Genomic DNA, 22,788 nt, shown 5'->3' on the forward strand with positions numbered 1-22,788 from the left:
GAGTATATCGCCTCAACGCTTGAGCATGCCCCGTGGAATTTTGAAGAGTAAAGATTTGTAAGTATTCTGTCCTCATGTTTCCGCCTGTTTAGACCTCCTATTGTGAGGTCTTTTTATTATATTTTTCATGTATATATTGAGAGATGGCACTCAGACGTGAGCCGCCATAAGGCCGTTTAATCAAGCTGCGAGAAGTAGCCTGCGAGACGCAGAAAAAGATTATTCGGCCTGCCCCTCTCAGAGCTGGTTTCACGTCTTAACATTATTGTTACGGAAACCCTTTCATGAAAAAACTGCTCGAATTACGCCAGCAAAAAGCAACCTTTACTGAACAAATGCGTTCGCTGCTCACCAAAGCCGAAGACGAAAAGCGTTCACTGACAGCCGATGAAGCGAAACAGTTCGACGAACTGCGTAGTCAGTCCGATGCTCTGAATGCAGAAATCGCCCGTTATGAGGTACTGTCTGATGAAGAACGCAGTCAGGCAAGCAAATCCCAACCGACCCGCGAAAACCTCAGCAATGACGAGTTGCGCCACTATATTCTGACCGGAGAAACCCGCGCCTTGTCTACGGGCGTTCCCTCAGAAGGCGGCTACACCGTTATCCCTGAGCTGAATAAACAGATCATGCAGCAACTAGCGGATGAGTCGGTCATGCGCCGAATCTGTACCATCAAAACCACACGCAGCAACGAGTATAAGCAACTTATTTCGGCCGGTGGCGCAGCCGTAGCCCACGGGGAAGAAGGTAAGGCACGCGGTGAGACAGCCACACCAAAGATGGAAGAAGTGAGCATCAAGCTGTTTCCTATCTACGCCTATCCTAAGACTACCCAAGAAATCATCGATTTTAGCGATGTGGACATCTTAGGCTGGCTGACCTCAGAAATTGCCGATACGTTCGTGGATACCGAAGAAACCGATCTCGTGAGCGGTGACGGCAGTAAAAAAGCGAAAGGCTTTCTGTCTTATCCCCGTGACACCCAAGGCGACAAGTTGCGTGATTTTGGCACGTTGCAAAAACTGGAAGCGACCACGCTTGAGGCCGATAGCCTGATTGATCTTAAGTTCCTGCTTAAGAATAAATACCGTAAAAATTCCGTCTGGGTGATGAACTCCACGACGGCCGCTAAGGTGCAAAAGCTGAAAAACGGTAATGGGGATTATATCTGGCGTGAACGTTTACAAGCCGGTGATCCCGATATGCTGTTGGGCTTGTCTGTCCATTACCTCGAATTTATGCCGGATGGCGTGATTGGTCTGGGTGACTTCAAGCGCGGCTATTTCATTGTTGACCATGAGACCGGCACCCGTACCCGCCCCGACAATATCACCGAGCCGGGATTCTATAAGGTGTGTACCGATAAATATCTGGGCGGTGGTCTGGTGGACTCCAACGCCATCAAGATCCTTGAAGTGAAAGCAGCCAGTAAATAAGCAAGAGGGGCACAGCGCCCCTTTTCAGTCTTGGAGTTCACAGATGAAGAATGATTTTGAAATCCGCACGACTTCACTGTCTGCCCGTGATAAGAAACTGACCGGCTACGTGATTAAGTGGAACAGCCGATCACAAGTTTTGTGGGATGAGTTTGTCGAGCAGTTCGCCCCGAATGCGTTTAGCACCAGCTTAACGGCGGGTACAGATGTCAGGGCGCTTTATGAACATGATCACATGAACCTGTTAGGCCGCACTACGTCAGGCACATTGCAACTTAGCGAAGATACCACCGGATTACGCTTTGAGTTAACCCCGCCGGATACCCAATTAGGGCACGATGTACTGACACTGGTTGAACGCGGTGATATTTCCGGTATGTCCTTTGGCTTTCGAGCGATTAAAGATCAGTGGGATGTGGGACAGGAACCCTATGTCAGAACTGTTTTAGAGGCTGAATTACGGGAAATCACTGTCACCAGTTTGCCTGCCTATCCTGAAAGTGGCGTTGAAATTGCCAAACGCTCATTAAACGCAGCCAAGCCCTGCAATGTGGATTTGCGCCATTACTGGCTGCAACTGTCTGAGGTGTAGTTATGTGGCCTTTTAAGCGTAAAGCCGCTGAGACTCGTAGTATCAGTATTGATGAGTTTCTTTCTCTGGCGGGTATGTCTAATACCAAATCCGGCGAGCATGTTTCCCCCTCAACCGCCGAGGGTTTACCTGCCGTGATGAATGCCGTCACGGTGATTAGTGAAGCCATTGCCACCATGCCCTGTTATCTCTATCGGGTTCAGCACCAGCACGGGAAAGAATCCCGCGAATGGTTGAGCGATCACCCGGTAGATTATCTGCTTAATGAATACCCGAACGACTGCCAGACCCCGTTTCAGTTTAAGCGAACCCTGATGCGCCATTGCTTACTGAATGGTAATGCGTATGCGGTGATTGTCTGGGGACGGGATGGTCAGCCACAATCGTTGCACCCTTACTCACCGTCAGCGGTGGTTCCGCAACGGTTATCCGATCACCGGTTTGCCTACACCGTCACCGAACCTTATAGCGGCAAGGTGAAAACCTATCTGCAAGAAGAAGTGCTGCATTTACGTTATGCCACCGAAGATGGCTTTTTGGGACGCTCACCGGTCACGATTTGCCGGGAAACACTGGGCTTAGGGCTGGCACAACAGCGTCACGGAGCCAGCATCATGAAAGACGGCATGATGGCGGCGGGTGTGATTAAGGCTGCTGACTGGCTGGATGGCATCAAGGGTAATAAGGCGTTGGAAGCCCTCGAACGCTACAAGGGCGCTCGCAATGCAGGCAAAACGCCCATTCTTGAGGGCGGGATGGAATACCAGCAATTGGGAATGAGTAACCAAGATGCGGAATGGCTGGCCTCCCGCCGTTTCACCATTGACGATATCGCCCGAATGTTCAATATCAGTCCGATCTTCCTGCAAGAGTATTCGAACAGCACCTATAGCAACTTTAGCGAAGCCTCCCGCGCTTTTCTGACCATTACCATGCGCCCGTGGCTGGCTAATTTCGAGCAGCAAATCAAATCTGCTTTATTGCTGAACTCACCAACAAAAGGCATTCGCTACCAAGTTGAGTTCGATACCGCCGACTTATTGCGTGCCAATCCCAACGAACGCTTCCAGAGTTATGAGACAGCGATTAAATCCGGTGTGATGTGCCCGAATGAAGCCCGTGAACGTGAGGGGTTATCCCCCCGTGACGGTGGAGATGAGTTTAGCCAGGCATGGAAACAAACCGTTGAAGTGAAGAAAGCCAATGAACCGGAGGGCAAGGAATGAGAGCGGGTGCATTAAGAGATCGGATAACTATCCAGAAAAATGAACAAACCCGTTCCCCGGGCGGTTCGGTGATTAAAGCATGGGTGAATATTGCTGAGGTCTGGGCGGAGGTGAAATTTATCAGCGGTCGGGAACTGGTCGCCTCCGGGCGGATACTTTCCGAAGCCACTGTACGTATTTGGTTACGCTACCGGAATGATATCACCACCACACACCGGATTATCTATCAGGGTAATAGCTCCCATAGTCAGGCCTTTGCCATCGTTGCCGTTATCCCTGATCCGAAACGGACTCACTTAGAGCTGCTTTGCAAGGGAGGCGTGAAATATGCCTGATATCGAAATCCCCCTGAATGAGATCAAACAGCATTGCCGGATAGATGAAAGTAATGCTTTAGAAGATACCTTACTTCAAGGTTATGCCAATGCTGCATTAGAAGTCTGCCAGCAACATATCGGCAAACGGTTTGATGAAGGCTTGGTTTTCAGCCCGGCGATCAAAGTCGGCTGTTTACTCTATATCGGTTTGCTGTATGAGAACCGGGCAATGGTGGCAGATAAGGAATTCAAAGAAATCCCGTTCACCATCAAATCGTTGTGGTCTGTCTATCGTGATGTGGGAGTTTACTGATGCCGTGGCAACCGTTAAAGCGTTGTAGCTATCCTAATTGCCGTGAGCGGGTGAAGTCAGGCCGCTGTGAACAACACCAACGCGAGTCCAGACGGCAACAGGATAAACAACGGGGAACCCGAACCCAACGAGGTTACAGTAATCAATGGGGACGCTACCGGCTGCAATACCTGAAAGCGAATCCGTTATGTGTCCACTGCCTACAGCAAAATATCTATGTCTCTGCAACGATTGTGGATCACATTATTCCGATACAGGGTGAAGCGGATGTGCTGTTTTGGCCTGAATCCAATCATCAAGCACTATGCCATGCCTGCCATAACCGCAAGACCGTACAGACAGACCCGATAACCAAAGCGAAGCGCAAACAGGGTGTCTATCAGGAACGGGAAACTGAAGCGGCAACGCGTCGCGGTTGGTTAGTCGCAGAATAATAACAAATGAAATAGTGGGTGGGGGTATCAAAAATGACAAACGCGCTTCCCAGCGGAACCGACCCCCTCCTCAAATTTTTATGCACGGCACTTTTTTCAATAGCAGTCATTTCAACAGGATACAATAACTATGGCAAGAGCACCCAAACCCCCCGTTTATTTGAACGACATCGCCGCCGAGCAATGGAAATCGAAAGCCAAGATACTCAACGAGCGTGACGACCTCAGCCCGGCAGACTGGAACAACCTGGAACTGTATTGCGTCAACTATGCCATTTACCGTAAAGCCGTGGCAGATATTGAAGTGCGCGGGTTCGCGGTGGAAGGGTCTCGCGGCGCGGCAACCAGTAACCCGTCACTGAAGGCAAAAGCCGACGCCGAAAAAATCATGATAAAAATGTCGTCACTGCTGGGCTTTGATCCGGTTTCCCGCCGCCGAAATCCGATAGAAAGCGATGAACCCGATGATTTAGATGTGCTGATAGCCTAAGTGGTTCAATGATGAACGCATGGGAACAGTACGCTTTTGATGTCGAAAACGGCACAATTCCGGCCTGCAAACGGGTAAAACAGGCGGTAAAACGCTACTATAACGACCTGAATAACCCGCTTTATCTGTTCGATACTGAGGTAGTAGAGCGTTTTATTGGCTTTTCCCGTCTCTGCCCCCACGTCAAAGGCCACTTACGCGGTCAGCCCATTGTGTTAGAACCGTGGCAGCAATTCGCCTTTGCTAACCTGTTCGGCTTCAAGGTCAAAGCGACCGGTCGCCGGAAATACCGCAGCGCTTACATTCAGGTGCCGCGCAAGAATGCCAAATCTACCGTGGCCGCAATACTGGCGAACTGGTTTCTGGTGATGGAGAACGGGCAGCAGGATATTTACACCGCCGCCGTGAGTCGCGATCAGGCGCGTATCGTATTTGATGATGCCCGCCAGATGTGCCTGTTATCAAAACCGCTCAAAAAACGGGTAGCTATCCAGCAACACAAAATCACCTATGCCAAGAGCAACAGCCTGTTAAAGCCACTGGCCGCCAAAGCCGCTACGATTGAGGGTACAAACCCCAGTTTGGCGATTGTCGATGAATATCATTTACACCCCGATAATGCGGTTTACTCTGCCCTTGAACTGGGAATGGGCGCACGTCCCGAAGGACTCCTGTTTGCCATCACCACGGGGGGCAGTAATGTGATATCCGCCTGTAAACAACACTATGATTATTGTTGCCAGATACTGAATGGCGAAGAACAAAATGAATCGCTGTTTGCCCTGATTTACGAACTGGACGACGAGAACGAAATTGATGATGAAGCCCTTTGGATAAAGGCCAATCCCAATCTGGATGTGTCGGTAGACAGTACCGCCTTGCATGACACTATCCAGAAAGCGCGGGGTATTCCGTCACAATGGACAGAAATGCTGACCAAACGCTTTAATATCTGGTGTCAGGGTGAAACCCCGTGGATGGGTGAAGGCGCATGGAAAGCCTGCCAGTCAGATTATGATGAAAACGACCTCAAAGGCTTGGAGTGCTACGCCGGCTTGGACTTATCTTCAACAGGCGATATCACCAGTCTTTGCTACACGTTTCCGGTCGATAATGAACTGTTACTCCTGACCCGCCACTACCTGCCCGAAGCCCAGCTACAGAACCCGGCCAACAAGAATCGGGCAATCTATCGGCAATGGGCGCAAATGGGCTGGCTACGTACCACGACGGGCGACTGTATTGATTATGACCGTATTCGTGATGATATTCTCAAAGACAGCCAGCACTTTGATATTAAGCTCATCGGCTTTGATACATGGAACGCTACACACCTACGCACGCAATTACAGGGCGCGGGGCTGAATGTAGAACCGTTCCCGCAAACCTACATGCGCTTTAGCCCGGTGGCGAAGTCAGCCGAAGTGTTCGTTAATCGCAAAATCATTCGTCACAACGGCGATCCGGTGCTCGCATGGGCAATGTCCAATGTCGTAATGGAGACTGATGCGAACGCCAATATCAAACCGAACAAGAAGAAATCCGCGAATAAGATAGATCCTGCAATCGCATTCCTGATGAGCTTTGGTACATGGCAGAGCGAGCATGAGGATTTTGCTTTCAGTCTCAATGAGGAGCAGAAGCAACGACTGGCTAGCTTTGACGGGATTTAGTTAACCCATTGATATTGCTTATTTCTGTCACAGGGACAGAGATTAGTGAAATCAAGGAGTTAACTAACTATTGGAGAAATCCCTATAGTTGCCATAGATGGTCAAAATCGTGACCATCTCAAAGTGTGATATCCCATCTTAGGTATAGGGGAAATCACCATACCTTTTAGCAGGGCAAAGCCCTAATTCGGGCTTTGGTGATAACCCATTGATATTTAATCAGACGACATATTTGGCGTCTGCTTATATTTTGAACACCGAAGATATCGGTATGCAAAATCCAATATCCGATAATCGGACTTTGCGGGTTACTATTGGTTACTCACAAACTTTGCACAACTCATTAAGAGGTGCACAAAAGAGCGAGATAGAGGCAATGTATTACCCTCTATTGTGGAAATCACAACGCAGAGGGCTTGAGTTTACGCCGTCCAGCACAAGGTTACTTAATGTAACTGAGTACGTATTACGTTCGCAGTGATTTAACTTGCTGATTTTTATCATGGTCAAAATCTTGACCATCTACAGGCGGTGGAAAATGGCACGAAGAAAGCAAAAGAACGCATCATCGATAGTCGCCACGGTCACAGGGAAGATTACCGTAGCCCCCAGGTGTATCAAGTGCCAGACAGGTAAAGTGATGGCAGTCGCTACCATGCAGGCGCAGAGTGAAAAGCGCAGTGATTATCCGCTGCGTGTTATTGGCTTTGATGAGATGGCACTATCGGTGATGTTATTACAGAAAGGTCAGGTGATCACTGTTATGGGAAAGGCTTCTTACTGGCAGGGCTATCAGTTGACTGTCAGTGCTATCGCTTAAGAGGCTCCGACGAAATACATTGCGACCTCTTTACAAGGTTGGTAGGTTTAGTGTGCTGACCTTGTCTCTATTACTGAAAACACATAGGTAGAGCAATAGAGCTGGCGAGAGTTATTAACGAAATGTAAGTTGCATAGAAATTTGTATAGATTTAAAAATATAACAAATATTTTTATTTAAAATCAATTTGATAACATTCACGTTTGATTCCTGCAGGGGCCAGAATCAAGTTACCTCGCATCACTCATCATAACCTAACCACCTAAAAAATCTGACTTAAAGCAAAGTGACCGTTACCTATTGTTACCCCGAATAACTTGACTACACCAGTACGGATACCGCCTGCGTCGCCGACAAACATTGCGTTTATTGATTCCACTCGTTTATGTGTGTGTCATCACATCCGTATTCCTCGGCATAAGGTGTTTGAGGGGGTAGCAAAACGCGGAAAAACCTCAATGGGATAGTTTTACGGTTTTAAACTCCACTTGATTGTGACCATCAGGGCGAAAGTCTGGCGCTTAAAGCCACTGCCGGTAATGTGGATGATCGGGAACCGGTTCAAGAATTAGCAAAAGAATTAACGGGTTTTCTGTATGGCGACAAAGGTTATCTCAGCCAGAAACTGGCAGATAGTTTAGCGCAAACCGGTGTCACTTTTATCACGAAAAAACGCCGTAACATGAAAGCGCATGTGCTGACTGAATGGGATAAGATGATGTTATAAAATCGTTTTATCATCAAAACAATTCATGGGCAATTAAAAACCATTTCAATAAAATAGTGGTTCAAACCAAATGGAGGGTAACAATGATGTTTGGTTTTTCTGGTGTCATTATTACAGCAATGAGGTATATGATCTGAACACTCTGTTTTCTATTCGCTTAACACAAAAATCAGATGTCACCCAATTACCCGCAGTAGAACATTCTGCTGCGAAATTATTTGGGTTTATCCCTGAACTGGCTTGGATAGCCGAGGGTCATGTGCAAACGGAGCAGCAACATTTGGACTATATTGCGCAAGGCAATAGCTGGGTTGCCGTTAATGAAGATTCTCTGCCTATTGGCTTTATTTTAGCTAAGCCGTTAAATGATGGTCTTCATATTATGGAGCTTTCTGTGCATGAAAATTGGCAGAGAAAAGGTATTGGAAAGGCATTGGTTGAAAACGTCATCCAGGTTGCAGGGCAGCGTCATCTTAATGCAGTGACATTGACAACTTTCCGTTATGTCAACTGGAATGCCCCTTTTTATCATCAATTGGGATTTGAGATCTTAGATTCGCAACAAATTTCTGAATCATTACAGCAACTATTACAAAGCGAGATCGATGATGGGTTTACCGAGGAACAACGTTGTGCAATGAAACGCTTACTGACCATAACTGCTACCTAAATAAGATCACAATGTCAGTGTTGAGAGTGGGGAAGCGAGGGTTTGTACCAGGTATGCCTTTTCCATACCTGGTGCAACTGAATAAACGACTTTAAGGTTTTTCTGTTCTTACTGCTTTGCCGCGTAATAGCTTCCTGACCCAAAAGCGATTTGGGTGTAAAGCCGCTAATGTCTCATCATCAAGCGGTAGCGCTTCCCCAAAAATCTGACTAGCCAATAATTCGGCACTTAAAGGGGCAGAACATAATCCGCGTGAACCTAATGCACCGAGAACAAACAAATCAGGGTAACAAGGAGATTCTTCAATCATTTTATTAGCGTTTATTTGCTGGGATAAATGGGCATATTTAGCCATAAGTTCACTGAAAACAGGAACATTCCCGACCATTGGCATATGATCCCGAATGACACACCGGATACCCTGACGGGATTTCCCTTCTGAAATGTCAACTTCCTGTGGCCAATTAACATCGGGGAAACATTTTAATAAACGATCTTGGTTTTCTTGCTGCTCGCGAGAAGAGTAAAGTGTATCCAACTGATTGCGTTGATAACTGGCACCGATACAGTGATATTGGTTATTAGGATTAACGGGGGTCATATAGCCATCGTAACACAGTACGCTTTTCAAGTGGCGCAGGCTATCTGTGGTTGGAATATGGCTAACCTGACCACGAACAGCGGTGACAGGAAGTTGTTTAGTCTGTTCAAATTGTGGCAGGCAATGACCATTGGCAATAATGACAACGTTGTGCTTCCTGCATTGCCGGTTTTCTCCATGTCCAATCTGCAATTGCCAGCCGTTTTTATCTTGAATGAGCTGAGTGACTTTATGGTTAAAGTAAACTTGCATTCCACGCTGCTCAGCCAGTTTGATAACGGCTTGGGTGAGTTGTGCAGGGTATAACCATCCCCCTTGTGGATAATAAATACCCGCATAATTTACATCTAATCCACCGACGTCGCTTAATTGGTTGCGATTCATACCAAGTGCAATTTCTTCTGACCATGCTGTCCGTAGCATTTTGCCAATTTTATTTGCGCTTTTTTCATCATAAGCTAATTGGCTGACACCACACCATTGGTGGTCAAATGACACATTTTCGTCAATGAATTGGTCATACTGGCGGCGGGCAAAAGTAAAGGCTGATGTAAAGAAGCGTTCTAATGGATCATCATTACCATTCAGTAAGGGATAAATGGCTCCTTGTTGATTGCCGGATGCATTCTGGGCTGGTTGCGCATCCTGGCAATATAGCGTGACTTTGGCGCCGCGGCGTAATAGGGCAAGTGCGGTCAATGCGCTGGCAATACCCCCCCCGATGATGGCAATATCGTCGGTATGGGTAGCTGCTTGGCGAGAAAACCAGGGGGTATGGGGCAAAGGCGGTGGATCACTGAATGAAGATAAAGTCCCCGTGAGCATCTCCCTTTTACGCCCAAAGCCTTTAACTTTAGTGACATTAAAACCGGCTTCTTGTAATCCCCGCCGGACGATCCCGGCCGATGTAAAGGTTGCAAACGTCCCTTCAGGACGACAAAATTTTGCCATTGCAGTGAACAACTGTTCACTCCACATTTGCGGATTTTTGGCTGGGGCAAAACCATCTAAAAACCAGGCATCAATTTTCCCTGTCAGGTTTGAACTTATCTTCGGTAATAGATCATTGACGTCCCCAAACCAAAGATCCAGGGTAATAGCGCCATTATCCAAAATTAATCGATGACAGCCAGCCAATGGTAAGGGCCATTGCTGGCATAATTGTGCAGAAAATGCCTCAAGTTCCGGCCAACGTTGGTGCGCTGTTTTCAGGTCTGTCAGCTTTAATGGATATTTTTCAAAACTGATAAAATGCAGTCGTTTTAAGGTTTCTTCAGGATATTGTTGCCTAAACTGGGAAAAAGATCGCCAAAGTGTTAGAAAATTCAATCCAGTACCGAATCCTGTTTCTGCAATAACGCATTCGGGACGGGGATGAGTATTGAAACGTTGAGGAAAATGATTGCCTTTCAAAAATACATATAATGTTTCTTCCAAGCCATCTTGATTTGAAAAATAAACATCATCAAACTGCTCTGAAATGGGGGTGCCCTGCTCATTCCAACTTAGGGTTGCGTTGCTGATAGCACTGTTTTTCACAATAATGCCTGTACAGTTGATAACAATAATATGCGGATTTTAACGGTCTTCGTTTAGTTGCACCACCCATGATAAATCTTCCAGGCTGAGTCCAGATCAATTTTTCCTTAAATTTTTAACCTGATCGGACTTGTTCGGCGTACAAGTGTACGCTAAAGTGCAGATGAATAAATCCCGCAGGTAAACATATTGATGAGGTAAGTAATGAAACGAGCAGTGATCACTGGTCTGGGTATTGTCTCCAGTATTGGTAACAACCAGAAAGAGGTGCTGGAATCTCTGAAAGAGGGTCGTTCCGGGATAACTTTCTCAGAAAAATTTAAAGAGATGGGCATGCGCAGCCATGTTTGGGGAAATGTAAAGCTGGATACCTCTGGTTTGATTGATCGAAAAACGCTACGTTTCATGAGTGATGCCTCTATTTATGCTTATCTGGCAATGGATGAGGCAATTAAGGATTCTGGCCTGTCCGAAGAACAGGTTTCTAACCTTCGCACTGGCTTGGTGGTTGGTTCGGGAGGTGGCTCACCTTATAACCAAGTTGTTGGTGCTGATGGTATGCGTGCCCGTGGATTGCGTGGTGTTGGCCCTTATATGGTCACGCGGGTGATGGCTTCAGGTGTATCCGCATGTTTGGCAACACCGTTTAAAATCAAGGGAGTCAACTACTCCATCAGTTCTGCCTGTTCAACTTCTGCGCACTGTATTGGCCATGCCGTTGAATTAATCCAGCTCGGGAAGCAAGATGTTATTTTTGCCGGGGGTGGTGAAGAATTAAGCTGGGAAATGGCGTGTGAATTTGATGCAATGGGCGCCCTGTCCACCAAATATAACGAAACACCAGAATGTGCTTCCCGTACTTATGATCAGGCTCGCGATGGTTTCGTGATCGCGGGTGGTGGCGGTATTGTGGTGGTTGAAGAACTCGAGCACGCATTGGCCCGTGGCGCACATATTTATGCTGAAATTATCGGTTATGGGGCAAATTCAGATGGTGCGGATATGGTAGCCCCTTCTGGGGAAGGAGCAGTGCGTTGTATGAAGATGGCATTAGACGGTGTTGAGGGCGAAGTCGATTACATCAATACCCACGGAACTTCGACGCCAATTGGTGATTTAAAAGAGCTGGAAGCCATTAGGGAAGTTTTTGGCGACAATACACCGGCCATTTCCGCCACTAAAGCGATGACAGGGCATTCATTGGGGGCAGCGGGTGCCCATGAAGCGATTTATAGTGTATTGATGTTGGAACATGGAATTATTGCACCAAGCATCAATATCGAAGATCTGGATGAAAAAGCACAAGGCATGAATATTATTACTGAACCTACCGAATGCGAGTTAAAGACAGTCATGTCCAATAGCTTTGGGTTCGGTGGGACAAATGCCTCCCTGGTGATGCGCAAGTATTCGAGCTAATTTTTAGCTACTGACAAGTTTATCCATTGTCATGAAAGCCAATCCATTGATTATGTGGATTGGCTATTTTTTTATTAAGAAGCTGAGATCTTAGTGTGATGTTTATTACGGCGTTTATTAATAATGCGTAGTACGGGGGGAATAACGATGACCAACATCGCGAGTATCAGCAACACTTGTGTAATAGTACTGCTCCACAGGATCGCAAAATCTCCATTGCTGATTGATAGTGCCCGTCGCAGGTTTTGTTCCAGCATTTCACCTAAGACGAAACCTAATATCAGCGGTGACATGGGAAAATTCATTTTTCGCAGGATATAACCGAACACGCCTAACCCAACCATCAACATAAGATCAAAAGTGGTACTGTGGATGGCATATACCCCGACTGCCGAAACGATGGCTATTGATGGAACCAAAAACCACATTGGAATATTCAGCATACGGGTAAATAGCCCAATCATCGGGATATTCATGATCAGCAATAAAATATTGGCGATCAATAAAGCGGCAATCAGTCCCCAGACGATATCAGGCTGTTCTGTGAACATGGTCGGGCCAGGGGTGATGTTATAAAGGGTCAAAGCACCCAGCATCACAGCGGTTGTACCTGAGCCTGGAACACCGAGAGTCAGCATCGGGATAAATGAACCACATGCTGATGCGTTATTGGCCGCCTCTGGTGCCGCTACACCGCGGATATCCCCTTTGCCAAATGAGTCACTGTTACCGCTAAGCCGTTTTTCTGTCATGTACGTAATGGCACTGGCGATTGTCGCCCCGGCGCCGGGTAATATTCCGACAAAAAAGCCAATCACTGAGGAGCGTAAGGTTGGCCCTACACACGCTGCCGCTTCTTTCCTATTAAATAGCAGGCGCCCGGTTTGGCTAATGACTTTTTGCCCTGTAGAAGTGCTTTCCAGCATTAATAAAATTTCACTAACTGAAAATAACCCAATCACGACAACAATAAATTGAATGCCATCGGAGAGGTGCACATTATTGAAAGTAAAACGATAAACACCGGTGTTGGCATCCACACCCACGGTGGCTAAAGCCAAACCAATTAAAGCGGCAAATAATGATTTTATGGGATTTTGGCTCATCATGCTGCCAAGACAGGCAATGGCAAACACCATTAGGGCAAAATATTCAGCAGGCCCAAATGCTAAAGACCACTGGGCCAAAAGTGGCGCAAATAAGATGATCCCGCTAATCGCTAACAGTGAACCACAAAATGAACTGACAGCGGAGATAGAGAGTGCAACCCCTGCTCGCCCCTGTTTTGCCATTGGATGGCCGTCAAGGGTTGTCATAATGGCAGCGGCATCTCCCGGTACATTCAGTAAGATTGACGAGATACGGCCGCCATATTCACAGCCAATATAGACCGTGGCCAACAAAATCAAGGCGGATTCAGCCGGTAATTTTAATGCAAAAGCCAGTGGTAGTAGGATCGCCACCCCATTGATGGGACCGAGGCCGGGCAGTAACCCAACAACCGTACCAATAAAACAGCCGATTAATGCAATGACCAAGTTTTTAGGGACTAATGCGACTTCAAAACCGTGGCTCAGATATACCCAAGTATCCATTGTTGTCTCCTTAGCTGAGCCAACTGCCGACTGGCAGAGTGACATCTAACAGACGATCAAAAACAAAAAAGAGCGAACTACCGAGAAATACACCAGAAATAATCGCAGCCGGGAATGTGGCGTTAAAGAGTAATGCCATACAGATGGTCAATAATGTGGTTGCCAGTGGAAAACCCAGCCACTCAAATGACCCTGCATAAATGGCGAGTAGGGCAATCAATAAAACTAAGCGACGTAACACCGGAGGTGCCGGCCAGTGGACAGGATCGGGTTTTTTAAAGAGCAGCAGTAAAGCACAGAGTGCTATTAATGAAATAATGGCAATTGGAAATGGGCGGGGACCCAAAGGCTCATAGCTATATTCGCTATGGATCCCCCAGCCAATGATCAACCCTATTCCACACAGCACTAGCCATACAGTAGCAAAGATACGATCACTCATGATGCAACGCCTTTATTTTGCTAATCCAAAGGATTTTGCCATTTCATGGTATTGAATAACCTGTTTTTTCACATAGTCATCCAGCTCTTTGCCAGACATATTGAATTCAAACAGCCCGCGTAGTTCACGCTGTTTTCTGAACTCGTCAGTTTGTTGGAGTTTTTTAAAGGTATCCACCCACCATTGATACTGTTCATCGGAAACTTTTGGTCCCAAATAGAAACCACGAATAATGGGCCAAACCAGGTCATAACCCTGTTCTTTTGCTGTAGGGATCTTTGCTAAATCGCCGTCCAGCCGTTTATCGGCATAAACCGCGAGGATGCGAATTTTATCGCCATTGAGATAAGGTAGCGTTTCACTTAGGTCACCGGATACGACTTGAATATGGTTACCCAGCAGGGCAGTGATAGGTTCACCCCCCCCTTCAAACGCAACATAGCGCATTTTGCGGGGGTCAATACCCACTTCTTTTGCCAGTAATGCGGTTTTCATCCAGTCCTGGCTACCGATGGAAGCACCGGCGCCAAACACAATACTATCGGTGGATTTTTTAAACGCCTCCATTAAATCTGTCAGCGTCTTGTAGGGGGAATCATAACGCACCGCAATCATGCCATAGTCTGTGCCGACACTGGCCAGCCAGCGCACATCATTGACGTTGTAGCGACCAAATTTGCCTTGGGCAAGATTCAATAAGGAACCCCCGGAAAAGGCGACGATAGTGCCAGGTTCGGCAGGCCGTTGGGCAATAATGGCGTTATAGGCAACCGCACCGACACCGCCGGGCATAAATGTTACCCGCATAGGAGAGTCGATAGTGTTGGTTTCCAAGAGTGAAATTTGAATAAGTTTGCAGGTTAAATCAAAGCCTCCACCGGGTTTGGCGGGTGCAATACATTCGGTTCGATTGGGGGCAGAGGTTGCAAAAGCGCAGGAACAAATAAGCAGGCTTGCAGCCGTTAATAACGTTTTAAAAGTGTTCATTTTTATTCCTCACATAGCACCAGTAAAGGGTATCAATGGCAAATTTCTGGCACCTGTCCATTTATAGAAATGAAACCTTTCAATTACCTTTCATTAACAATAAAAATTGTCTGGATGTGACCTTAGTCGCCTAATTTGCGTGGTGTTTTACATTTTTATGTTAATTATTTGTTTGTGCAGATGTTTTTTGTTAACCCGTAAGCAATTGCTAAGACTTAATATTGCAATTGTGTAATAACTTCGCTTTATTTCTCTGGTTAATTTTTAACAATAGGTATTATTTATGCGGCTCTTATTGGTTGAAGATCACCCAGAATTATCACATTGGTTACAGAAAGCACTGAATAGTTCTGGGTTTGTGGTTGATCTGGCTGAAGATGGTATTGTTGCCGATCAGCTTTTGCAGACGGAAAATTATGCTTTGTTAATTCTGGATGTTGCCTTGCCCAGATTGGATGGCCTGTCCCTGTTATCGCGGTTGCGTAAGCGTGGCCAAAACTTACCCGTACTGTTATTGACGGCCAAAACCGATGTCACGGATCGTGTGAAGGGATTGAATTCTGGTGCTGATGATTACTTGACCAAACCTTTTGATTTCCAGGAGCTGGAAGCCCGCATTCGTGCCTTGTTGCGTCGGAGTTCAGCCATACCACAAGAACCACAGAAATTTGGCTCACTGGCTTATGAAGGCGAAGGGTATTTCGTCTTGAACAATGTACCGTTGGCATTGACGCCCAGAGAACTGTCTGTCCTGACAACACTATTTTATCGCCGAGGGCGTCCGGTCTCTAAACAGCAACTGTTTGAGCAGGTATTTTCTCTATCAGAGGAAGCGAATCCACAAAGCATAGAGCTGTATGTTCACCGATTGCGGAAAAAATTACTTAACAGTGATGTTGGGATCAGGACATTACGTGGCTTGGGGTATCGATTGGAGCAGTTGCTACAATGAACTCTCTAAAAATACCACGGTCGTTATTCCATCAATTGCTGCTGTTTTTTGGCGTTCCCCTACTGTTACTGGGCTGTGCTTCTGTTTATGGCCAGTATGTCAGTGTAAAAAATGCAGCCATGCTGGCCTATGACCGAACACTGCTTGCGTCAGCAAGAACTGTTGCGGAACGTCTGACTGTTCGGGATCAAAACCTGATCGTCGATGTACCTTATGTGGTTCTGGACAGTTTCGAGCGCAATATCAATGATCGTTTGTACTATCAAGTTATTTCCCCGGAAGGAAAAACAATTTCCGGTTATGACGATCTTCCTCGAATACCGCAGCATCTCCAGCGTTCCCCCTTGTATACCGCATTGGCCTATTTTTATGATGCGGAATATCAGGGGCAGTCTATACGCGTAGTGGGGTTGTACCAGCCCATTAATGAAGGCAACATGATGGGTATGGCGTTGATCTTGGTGGCAGAAACGGTGACTTCCCGTCAATATATGGCCGACCAATTACTGCTGTCTTCACTGGTTAATCAGGGCGCCGTCGTATTATTGACATTGCTCCTTGCTTACATCCTGCTCAAGCGCCTGCTTAAACCGTTGCGAAAACTTTCTGGCATTATGAGCCACCGCTCCGCGAATGATCTCACATCACTGCCAAATATTTTACCCTGGTCCGAACTTGCCCCATTGCTTCAATCGATTAACCGATATATTGGACGGTTGAGATTGATGGTTGAACGCCAAGAGCGCTTCAGTGCGGATGCTTCCCATCAACTGCGGACACCTTTGACTGTATTGAAAACACAAGTCGTCGTGGCTCGTGGCAACCAAGATCCAAAACAGCGGGATAGCATACTGGCGGCGATTGATAAGAGTTTGGATAACATGATCTTGCTGACCGCTCGCCTGTTGCAACTTTCACAACTTAAGATGCATGAAAAAGAGGCAATACAAAATTATCAGCCAGTCAATATCGTAGGGTTGTTGCAGCAAGTCTGCTTTTCCCGCTTACAGCAAGCAGAAAGCAAAAATATTGACTTAGGTTATGAAGGGGAAGAGGCCTTGTGGATCAAAGGCGATCCGTTATTGTTAGCCGAAATGTGCGCTAACTTGCTGGACAATGCCATCAAATACAGCCCGCAAATGGGCGTGGTGACGGGAAGGGTAACCATCATGTCGGACAAAAAACGGGGTTGCCTTGAGATCGACGATTCAGGACCCGGTATCGCCCAGGCAGATATTCGTCAATCTCTTATGGCGTTTAACCGTTTGGACAACGCGGCTGGGCTGGAGGGGGCGGGATTAGGGCTGACCATTGTTAAAGAAATTTGCCAATACCACAATGCCACTCTCCAGCTTTTACCCAGTGAAGCGCTAGGCGGGTTACTGGTGAGAATTGTATTCAGGCTTTCTGCGGGTGAGCGGGATACGTAACTGTTGTGCAAGTATGACACCGGCCAGAACAATGCCTCCTCCAATTAAGTGATAGCTGTGCATCTTTTCATGCAGAGCGACGATAGCAATGACGGCCGTAAAAACGGGCGCCAGATTCATAAAAATAGACGTCATGTTTGCGCCGATGCGAACAACACCCTGTATCCATAAATAGGGGGCAATAATGGAGGCGGGAATGCCGGCAAACAGAACAAGGGAAATATTATCGTCCGTTAACTGAATATTGTCCGTCATCATGAAATTAGGCAGGAGCAATAAAACGCCAAACCCAATTTGTACATAAAGAGATTGCCAGTTAGGTAATGGAATTGCCCAGCGTTTAGTCAACACCCCATACAAGGCATAAGAGGCTGCGGCAATAAACATCATCACTTCGCCAATACCCAGGCCATGTTGCAATAGGGAAGCGGGTTCTCCTTTGCTGACCAGCCACACAAGGCCGAACAAAGACAGAACCGTACCAAGGGTAATGCCAACCGTAGGGGTAACCCGCAAGGCAAAGATACTGATAATGACGGTTAATAAGGGGACCAATGAAGTGAAAATCCCGATGATTGTCGCACTGACGGTATGGGCTGCGTAGTAGGCCAGGCTTTGGTTAAGTACCATACCCAGGGAGCCTAAAATCAATAACTTCCACCAATATTGGGCGACGATTTTCCGCTGCCTTAAGATCGGCAATAAGATGAAAGGGGTTAAAGCCAGAAAGGCAATAAACCACCGATAGAAAGCAATTGCAGCGGGTTCAATAAGGGTGGCAGCCGCTTTGCTGACAACGGCATTGATTGACCAAATCAGCACAGCGACGAAGGGGAATAATAAGTTTTTCATTGAGGGAAATGATTTCTATGAGTCTATTGTCTGTTTAGTGTATCAATGACCGATTTATTATATATATTGATAATCAGACAACAGGTGTGTCAATTAAGACAAGATATCAATAAGATCCCAAAATTGTCGGTCATTTCCTTACTCCTCGCGCAGCGAGGAGTAAGGAAAGCGCATACTTTGGGTGTATTGCTATGATGAAAATCTATTTATACCCTTATTATTTTATGGATAAAAAATTGCGGGAGTAAAAATGTTCGGTCGAGAGAAGACGAATCAAGCCATATTTGAGTCAGTCATACCAGAGACACTCTCTTTTCGTGATGAAACATTGAGCGCTGATACTGAATGTCGGTTACATGCACATCCTTTCGGTCAATTAATTTATGTCGTTTGTGGTGTCATGGAAACGCAAGTGGGGGCGCAGCGCTTTCTTGCTCCGCCGGAATTTTGTATCTGGATGCCGAAAAATACCGCCCATTCGAGTTATAACCACAAAGAATTACGGTTCTGGATCATCGACATTTCCCCCGAATGGAGTGATTCCTTACCGCAACACCCCTGTATTATCCGATTGAGTGGCATCTTCAATGCGATTATGGTGAATTTTTTTGCACGAAATATCCGGCAGCCGGAAACAGAAAAAGATCGGCGGTTGGCACAAGTATTAATCGATCAGTTGGCGTTGTCACCAAAGCAATGTACCTATTTACCTTCCTCAAAAGATAAGTTGCTTGCCCCAATACTACAGATGCTGGAACGCAATCCGGCGGATAACACCTCCTTAGCGGAGTGGGCCAAAAAGCGTTATACCTCCGAAAGAACGTTATCGCGGCGTTGTAAGCAAGCATTGGGAATGTCATTTAGTGAATGGCGGCAGCGGTTGCGTTTTCTGCATGCCATCTCCTTATTGGAACAGGGAAAAAGTATCCACGAAATCGCGTTTGATGTGGGCTATAGCTCATCATCAGCCTTTATTGCCATGTTTCAGCAACTTGCCGGTACAACGCCAGAACGTTTCAGAAAAGGCTGACCTGATAGCAAAAATCACCTGTCCGTTATTTTCTTACTGGGCGGTTAATGAAGCGATGGCTTAAAAGATAAGGCGGAAGGCATATAGGTTTTATGTGGATAAAGTGGCAGAATAGCGGATCACGCCCATGTAAGCCATTGGATGAGAAAAGTGAAAATCTTAGTTGATGAAAATATGCCTTATGCTGAACAACTCTTTCAGCAATTAGGAGAAGTGCGGGCAATTCCAGGACGCCCAGTACCTGCCGGGGTTTTGGAACATGCTGATGCCTTTATGGTCCGGTCTGTCACTAAAGTCAATGAATCCCTGTTGCAAGGCAGTTCGGTGAAATTTATCGGGACTGCCACGGCGGGAATGGATCATGTTGACCAGCAATGGTTGTCCCAGGCCGGCATTGGTTTTTCCGCCGCGCCTGGGTGCAATGCCATTGCTGTGGTTGAATATGTATTTTCGGCACTGATGTTATTGGCTGAGCAAGATCAGTTTCAGTTAAAAGATAAAACGGTCGGCATTGTGGGTGTTGGCAATGTCGGGGGGCGTTTAGCTGATCGATTGGCAGCTTTGGGCGTGAAAACCTTACTGTGTGACCCTCCTCGCGCAGATCGTGGTGATGAAGGGGAGTTTTGGCCTTTAGAAAAATTGGTACAGGAAGCGGATATATTAACTTTCCATACACCGCTTAATCAATCAGGCCCCTATAAAACCTATCACTTAGCCGACGCAGAATGGCTTTCTGCATTACCGGACAACCGAATTTTGATTAATGCCAGCCGTGGTGAGGTGGTTGATAATCAAGCGTTACTTTCCGTATTACAAAATGGAAAAAAATTACGTGTCGTGCTTGATGTTTGGGAAGTAGAACCTAACCTTTCTCTGCCTCTATTAGCCTTAGTTGATATTGCGACTCCCCATATTGCCGGCTATACCCTGGAAGGCAAAGCGCGGGGAACAACTCAGGTTTTTGAGGCCTATTGTGAGTTTCTGGGACAACCTCGCAAGACTGAGTTGGCTGATTTGTTGCCGACTCCCGATTTTAGTCAAATCACGGTACGAGGAGAAGTGACGCAAAGCATCCTCAAGCGTTTGATGCATTTAGTGTATGATGTGCGCCGTGATGATGCCCCCTTACGTCAGGTTGCGCATCAAGAGGGCGCTTTTGATCAATTACGCAAATACTATCCCGATCGTCGGGAATGGTCTTCCCTGACCGTACATTGTGACTCAGAAGAGAGCGCACAATTACTGTCCAGGATGGGATTTAATGCAAAAGTGGTTTAATGCGGGCAGGGTTCCCTGCCCGTCAGCCAAATAAAAGTAGCGGAATAAGAGAAGTGGAGAAAACCAACATGTCAGAGGGTTGGAGTATTGCGCTTTTAGGTGCAACAGGCGCAGTCGGTGAAGCGATATTGGCGTTATTACAGGAGCGTCAATTTCCGGTTGGTGAACTGCATCTTCTTGCCAGCGAACAGAGTATTGGAAAGATCCAGCGTTTCAACGGAAAAAACCTTACGGTTCGCGATGCGGCAGAATTCGACTGGTCACAGGTACAGCTCGCTTTTTTTGCCGCGACGATGGAAGTCACTGCCCAACATATTGAAAAGGCAACCGAATCGGGTTGTTTGGTGATTGATAGTAGCGGTTTATTTGCCGCAGAACCCGATGTGCCTCTGGTTGTTCCCGGCGTTAACCCATACGTATTAGCGGAATATCGTAACCGTAACATCATTGCCGTGGCAGATAGCGCAACAAGCCAGGTTTTGACGGCCATTAAGCCATTGATCGATGCGGCTGGCATTGGCCGTTTACATTTGACCAACATCTTGCCGGTTTCCGTTCATGGTAAAGCCGCCATTGACGAACTGGCAGGCCAAAGTGCGCGTTTATTAAATGGCATTCCACCGGATGAAGATCGTTTTAGCAAGCAGTTGGCTTTCAATGTCCTGCCTTTGCTGCCCGATGCCGAAGGCGTGGTGCGTGAAGAGCGCCGTATTGTCGATCAAATTCGCAGAATATTGCAGGATGAAGGATTACCGGTTTCTGTCAGTTGTGTCCAATCCTCTGTTTTTTATGGCATTGCCCAAATGGTGAGTGTGGAAACACTGCGTCCGGTTGGTATAGAAGAAGCTCGTAGTGAATTTGAACGTCTCGAAGACATTCAGGTTTCCGAAGAGGGGGATTACCCGACGCCGGTCACTGACGCGTCAGGCACGGATAGTTTGAGCATCGGCTGTCTGCGCAATGATTATGGCATGCCAGAGATGCTGCAATTCTGGTCAGTTGCCGATAATATCCGTTTCGGCGGTGCCTTGATGGCGATTGAAGTTGCAGAAAAACTGATGCAGGAGCAATTTTACTGATGTCTGATACAGAGCTAAGCCAGTCTGTGCCAGAGGCAAAGAAAGTGAAAATTGCACTGGGGATTGAATATGACGGCAGTCGATATTATGGTTGGCAACGTCAGCAAGAAGTGAAAAGTGTGCAGGAATGCCTGGAAAAGGCGCTATCGAAAGTCGCGAATGCGCCGATTTCAGTTTTTTGTGCGGGTAGAACGGATGCAGGGGTACACGCGACGGGGCAGGTTGTGCATTTTGAAACCTCGGCTCAACGTAAAGACGCCGCCTGGACAATGGGAGTCAATACCCACTTGCCACCAGATATTGCCGTACGTTGGGTTAAAACGGTGGATAATGAATTTCATGCCCGTTTTAGCGCAACCGCTCGCCGCTATCGCTATGTGATTTTCAACCATCGCTATCGTCCAGCGGTATTAGCACACGGCGTTACGCATTTTCATTATCCCTTGGATGAGAAAAAAATGCATGCAGCGGCACAGCGCCTGTTGGGCGAAAATGACTTTACCTCTTTCCGGGCGGTGCAGTGCCAGTCCAATTCACCGTGGCGCAATATGATGCATATTAATGTCAGCCGGCATGGGCATTATATTGTCGTGGACATTAAGGCGAATGCCTTCGTGCATCACATGGTACGCAATATCGTTGGCAGCTTGCTGGAGATTGGTTGCGGTAATCAGGATATTGGCTGGATGGCCGAACTATTGGCACTGAAAGACAGGACAAAAGCGGCAGCGACTGCCAAAGCTGAGGGGTTATATTTAGTTGCCGTGGATTATCCTGAACGTTTTGGTTTACCTGAACCTATTATGGGGCCGCTGTTTCTGGCAAATAATCTAATCTGACATTTTCGAATAGTGACAGGGATGTTGGGTTATCACGAGGAATA

22 protein-coding genes and 1 pseudogene are annotated in these 22,788 nt (G+C 46.8%); 18 read left to right on the top strand and 5 right to left on the bottom strand.

Features of this window, described 5'->3' with window-relative positions; genetic code table 11:
* The first annotated feature begins 284 nt into the window (after positions 1 to 284).
* The 11 genes and pseudogenes from Xkoz_RS26890 (at position 285) to Xkoz_RS26940 (ending at position 8,701) form a co-directional block, all read left to right on the top strand.
* Positions 285 to 1,439 carry a phage major capsid protein gene (locus Xkoz_RS26890; RefSeq protein WP_099140203.1) on the top strand — a complete coding sequence of 385 codons (1,155 nt, stop codon included), beginning with the start codon at positions 285 to 287 and terminating at the stop codon, positions 1,437 to 1,439.
* Between the two features lie 43 nt (positions 1,440 to 1,482).
* Positions 1,483 to 2,031, top strand: a complete 549-nt coding sequence (locus Xkoz_RS26895) for an HK97 family phage prohead protease (RefSeq protein WP_099140202.1) — start codon at positions 1,483 to 1,485, stop codon at positions 2,029 to 2,031.
* A gap of 2 nt (positions 2,032 to 2,033) precedes the next feature.
* On the top strand, positions 2,034 to 3,257 hold the full coding sequence (locus tag Xkoz_RS26900; RefSeq protein WP_099140201.1) for a phage portal protein: 1,224 nt from the start codon (positions 2,034 to 2,036) through the stop codon (positions 3,255 to 3,257).
* Positions 3,254 to 3,592, top strand: coding sequence for a phage head closure protein (locus Xkoz_RS26905; protein ID WP_099140200.1), 339 nt, complete (start codon positions 3,254 to 3,256; stop codon positions 3,590 to 3,592). Before Xkoz_RS26900 ends, Xkoz_RS26905 begins: the two co-directional genes overlap by 4 nt.
* A complete protein-coding gene (locus tag Xkoz_RS26910; protein ID WP_099140199.1) occupies positions 3,585 to 3,887 on the top strand; it encodes a head-tail connector protein in 303 nt (100 codons plus the stop codon). The genes Xkoz_RS26905 and Xkoz_RS26910 overlap by 8 nt, the downstream gene beginning before the upstream one ends.
* A complete protein-coding gene (locus tag Xkoz_RS26915; RefSeq protein WP_099140198.1) occupies positions 3,887 to 4,321 on the top strand; it encodes an HNH endonuclease in 435 nt (144 codons plus the stop codon). The genes Xkoz_RS26910 and Xkoz_RS26915 overlap by 1 nt, the downstream gene beginning before the upstream one ends.
* A gap of 130 nt (positions 4,322 to 4,451) precedes the next feature.
* Complete coding sequence (locus Xkoz_RS26920; RefSeq protein WP_099140197.1) at positions 4,452 to 4,811, top strand: phage terminase small subunit P27 family; 360 nt, start codon at positions 4,452 to 4,454, stop codon at positions 4,809 to 4,811.
* An 11-nt stretch (positions 4,812 to 4,822) separates the two neighbouring features.
* Entirely contained in the window at positions 4,823 to 6,484 is a 1,662-nt protein-coding gene (locus Xkoz_RS26925) for a terminase large subunit (RefSeq protein ID WP_099140196.1), read from the top strand.
* 538 nt (positions 6,485 to 7,022) lie between these two features.
* Positions 7,023 to 7,304, top strand: a complete 282-nt coding sequence (locus tag Xkoz_RS26930) for a hypothetical protein (RefSeq protein WP_099140194.1) — start codon at positions 7,023 to 7,025, stop codon at positions 7,302 to 7,304.
* Positions 7,305 to 7,654: 350 nt separating this feature from the next.
* Positions 7,655 to 8,028, top strand: a pseudogene (locus Xkoz_RS26935) (IS982 family transposase); the annotation flags it as partial.
* Between the two features lie 73 nt (positions 8,029 to 8,101).
* Positions 8,102 to 8,701, top strand: a complete 600-nt coding sequence (locus Xkoz_RS26940) for a GNAT family N-acetyltransferase (RefSeq protein ID WP_099140193.1) — start codon at positions 8,102 to 8,104, stop codon at positions 8,699 to 8,701.
* A 91-nt stretch (positions 8,702 to 8,792) separates the two neighbouring features.
* Here the strand turns inward: Xkoz_RS26940 and mnmC are convergent, their stop codons facing one another.
* Positions 8,793 to 10,841 (bottom strand): bifunctional tRNA (5-methylaminomethyl-2-thiouridine)(34)-methyltransferase MnmC2/FAD-dependent 5-carboxymethylaminomethyl-2-thiouridine(34) oxidoreductase MnmC1, encoded by a 2,049-nt coding sequence (gene mnmC, locus Xkoz_RS26945; RefSeq protein ID WP_099140192.1) that lies wholly within the window; start codon positions 10,839 to 10,841, stop codon positions 8,793 to 8,795.
* 204 nt (positions 10,842 to 11,045) lie between these two features.
* Here mnmC and fabB point away from each other — a divergent pair, with 204 nt between their 5' ends.
* Positions 11,046 to 12,260, top strand: a complete 1,215-nt coding sequence (gene fabB / locus Xkoz_RS26950; protein ID WP_099140191.1) for a beta-ketoacyl-ACP synthase I — start codon at positions 11,046 to 11,048, stop codon at positions 12,258 to 12,260.
* Positions 12,261 to 12,334: 74 nt separating this feature from the next.
* Here fabB and Xkoz_RS26955 read toward each other — a convergent pair whose 3' ends face one another.
* The 3 genes from Xkoz_RS26955 to Xkoz_RS26965 are packed head-to-tail and all read right to left on the bottom strand — an operon-like array spanning position 12,335 to position 15,284.
* Entirely contained in the window at positions 12,335 to 13,855 is a 1,521-nt protein-coding gene (locus Xkoz_RS26955) for a tripartite tricarboxylate transporter permease (RefSeq protein ID WP_099140190.1), read from the bottom strand.
* A gap of 10 nt (positions 13,856 to 13,865) precedes the next feature.
* A complete protein-coding gene (locus Xkoz_RS26960; protein ID WP_099140189.1) occupies positions 13,866 to 14,297 on the bottom strand; it encodes a tripartite tricarboxylate transporter TctB family protein in 432 nt (143 codons plus the stop codon).
* A 12-nt stretch (positions 14,298 to 14,309) separates the two neighbouring features.
* Positions 14,310 to 15,284, bottom strand: coding sequence for a Bug family tripartite tricarboxylate transporter substrate binding protein (locus Xkoz_RS26965; protein ID WP_099140188.1), 975 nt, complete (start codon positions 15,282 to 15,284; stop codon positions 14,310 to 14,312).
* A gap of 283 nt (positions 15,285 to 15,567) precedes the next feature.
* Between Xkoz_RS26965 and tctD the strand changes: the two genes are divergently transcribed.
* Positions 15,568 to 16,236, top strand: a complete 669-nt coding sequence (gene tctD / locus Xkoz_RS26970; protein ID WP_099140187.1) for a transcriptional regulator TctD — start codon at positions 15,568 to 15,570, stop codon at positions 16,234 to 16,236.
* On the top strand, positions 16,233 to 17,666 hold the full coding sequence (locus Xkoz_RS26975) for a sensor histidine kinase (protein WP_099140186.1): 1,434 nt from the start codon (positions 16,233 to 16,235) through the stop codon (positions 17,664 to 17,666). The genes tctD and Xkoz_RS26975 overlap by 4 nt, the downstream gene beginning before the upstream one ends.
* Here the strand turns inward: Xkoz_RS26975 and Xkoz_RS26980 are convergent.
* Complete coding sequence (locus Xkoz_RS26980; RefSeq protein WP_099140185.1) at positions 17,616 to 18,518, bottom strand: DMT family transporter; 903 nt, start codon at positions 18,516 to 18,518, stop codon at positions 17,616 to 17,618. The two genes, Xkoz_RS26975 and Xkoz_RS26980, sit on opposite strands and share 51 nt — an antisense overlap.
* Positions 18,519 to 18,768: 250 nt before the next feature.
* Here Xkoz_RS26980 and Xkoz_RS26985 point away from each other — a divergent pair, with 250 nt between their 5' ends.
* The 4 genes from Xkoz_RS26985 (at position 18,769) to truA (ending at position 22,744) form a co-directional block, all read left to right on the top strand.
* On the top strand, positions 18,769 to 19,548 hold the full coding sequence (locus Xkoz_RS26985) for an AraC family transcriptional regulator (RefSeq protein WP_099140184.1): 780 nt from the start codon (positions 18,769 to 18,771) through the stop codon (positions 19,546 to 19,548).
* Between the two features lie 150 nt (positions 19,549 to 19,698).
* Positions 19,699 to 20,826, top strand: a complete 1,128-nt coding sequence (gene pdxB / locus Xkoz_RS26990) for a 4-phosphoerythronate dehydrogenase PdxB (protein WP_099140183.1) — start codon at positions 19,699 to 19,701, stop codon at positions 20,824 to 20,826.
* Between the two features lie 68 nt (positions 20,827 to 20,894).
* Positions 20,895 to 21,905, top strand: a complete 1,011-nt coding sequence (locus Xkoz_RS26995) for an aspartate-semialdehyde dehydrogenase (RefSeq protein WP_099140411.1) — start codon at positions 20,895 to 20,897, stop codon at positions 21,903 to 21,905.
* Positions 21,905 to 22,744 (top strand): tRNA pseudouridine(38-40) synthase TruA, encoded by an 840-nt coding sequence (gene truA, locus Xkoz_RS27000; protein ID WP_099140182.1) that lies wholly within the window; start codon positions 21,905 to 21,907, stop codon positions 22,742 to 22,744. The genes Xkoz_RS26995 and truA overlap by 1 nt, the downstream gene beginning before the upstream one ends.
* Positions 22,745 to 22,788: the final 44 nt, after the last annotated feature.

It is taken from the genome of Xenorhabdus kozodoii (assembly GCF_002632875.1).
GTDB classification, from domain to species: domain Bacteria; phylum Pseudomonadota; class Gammaproteobacteria; order Enterobacterales; family Enterobacteriaceae; genus Xenorhabdus; species Xenorhabdus kozodoii.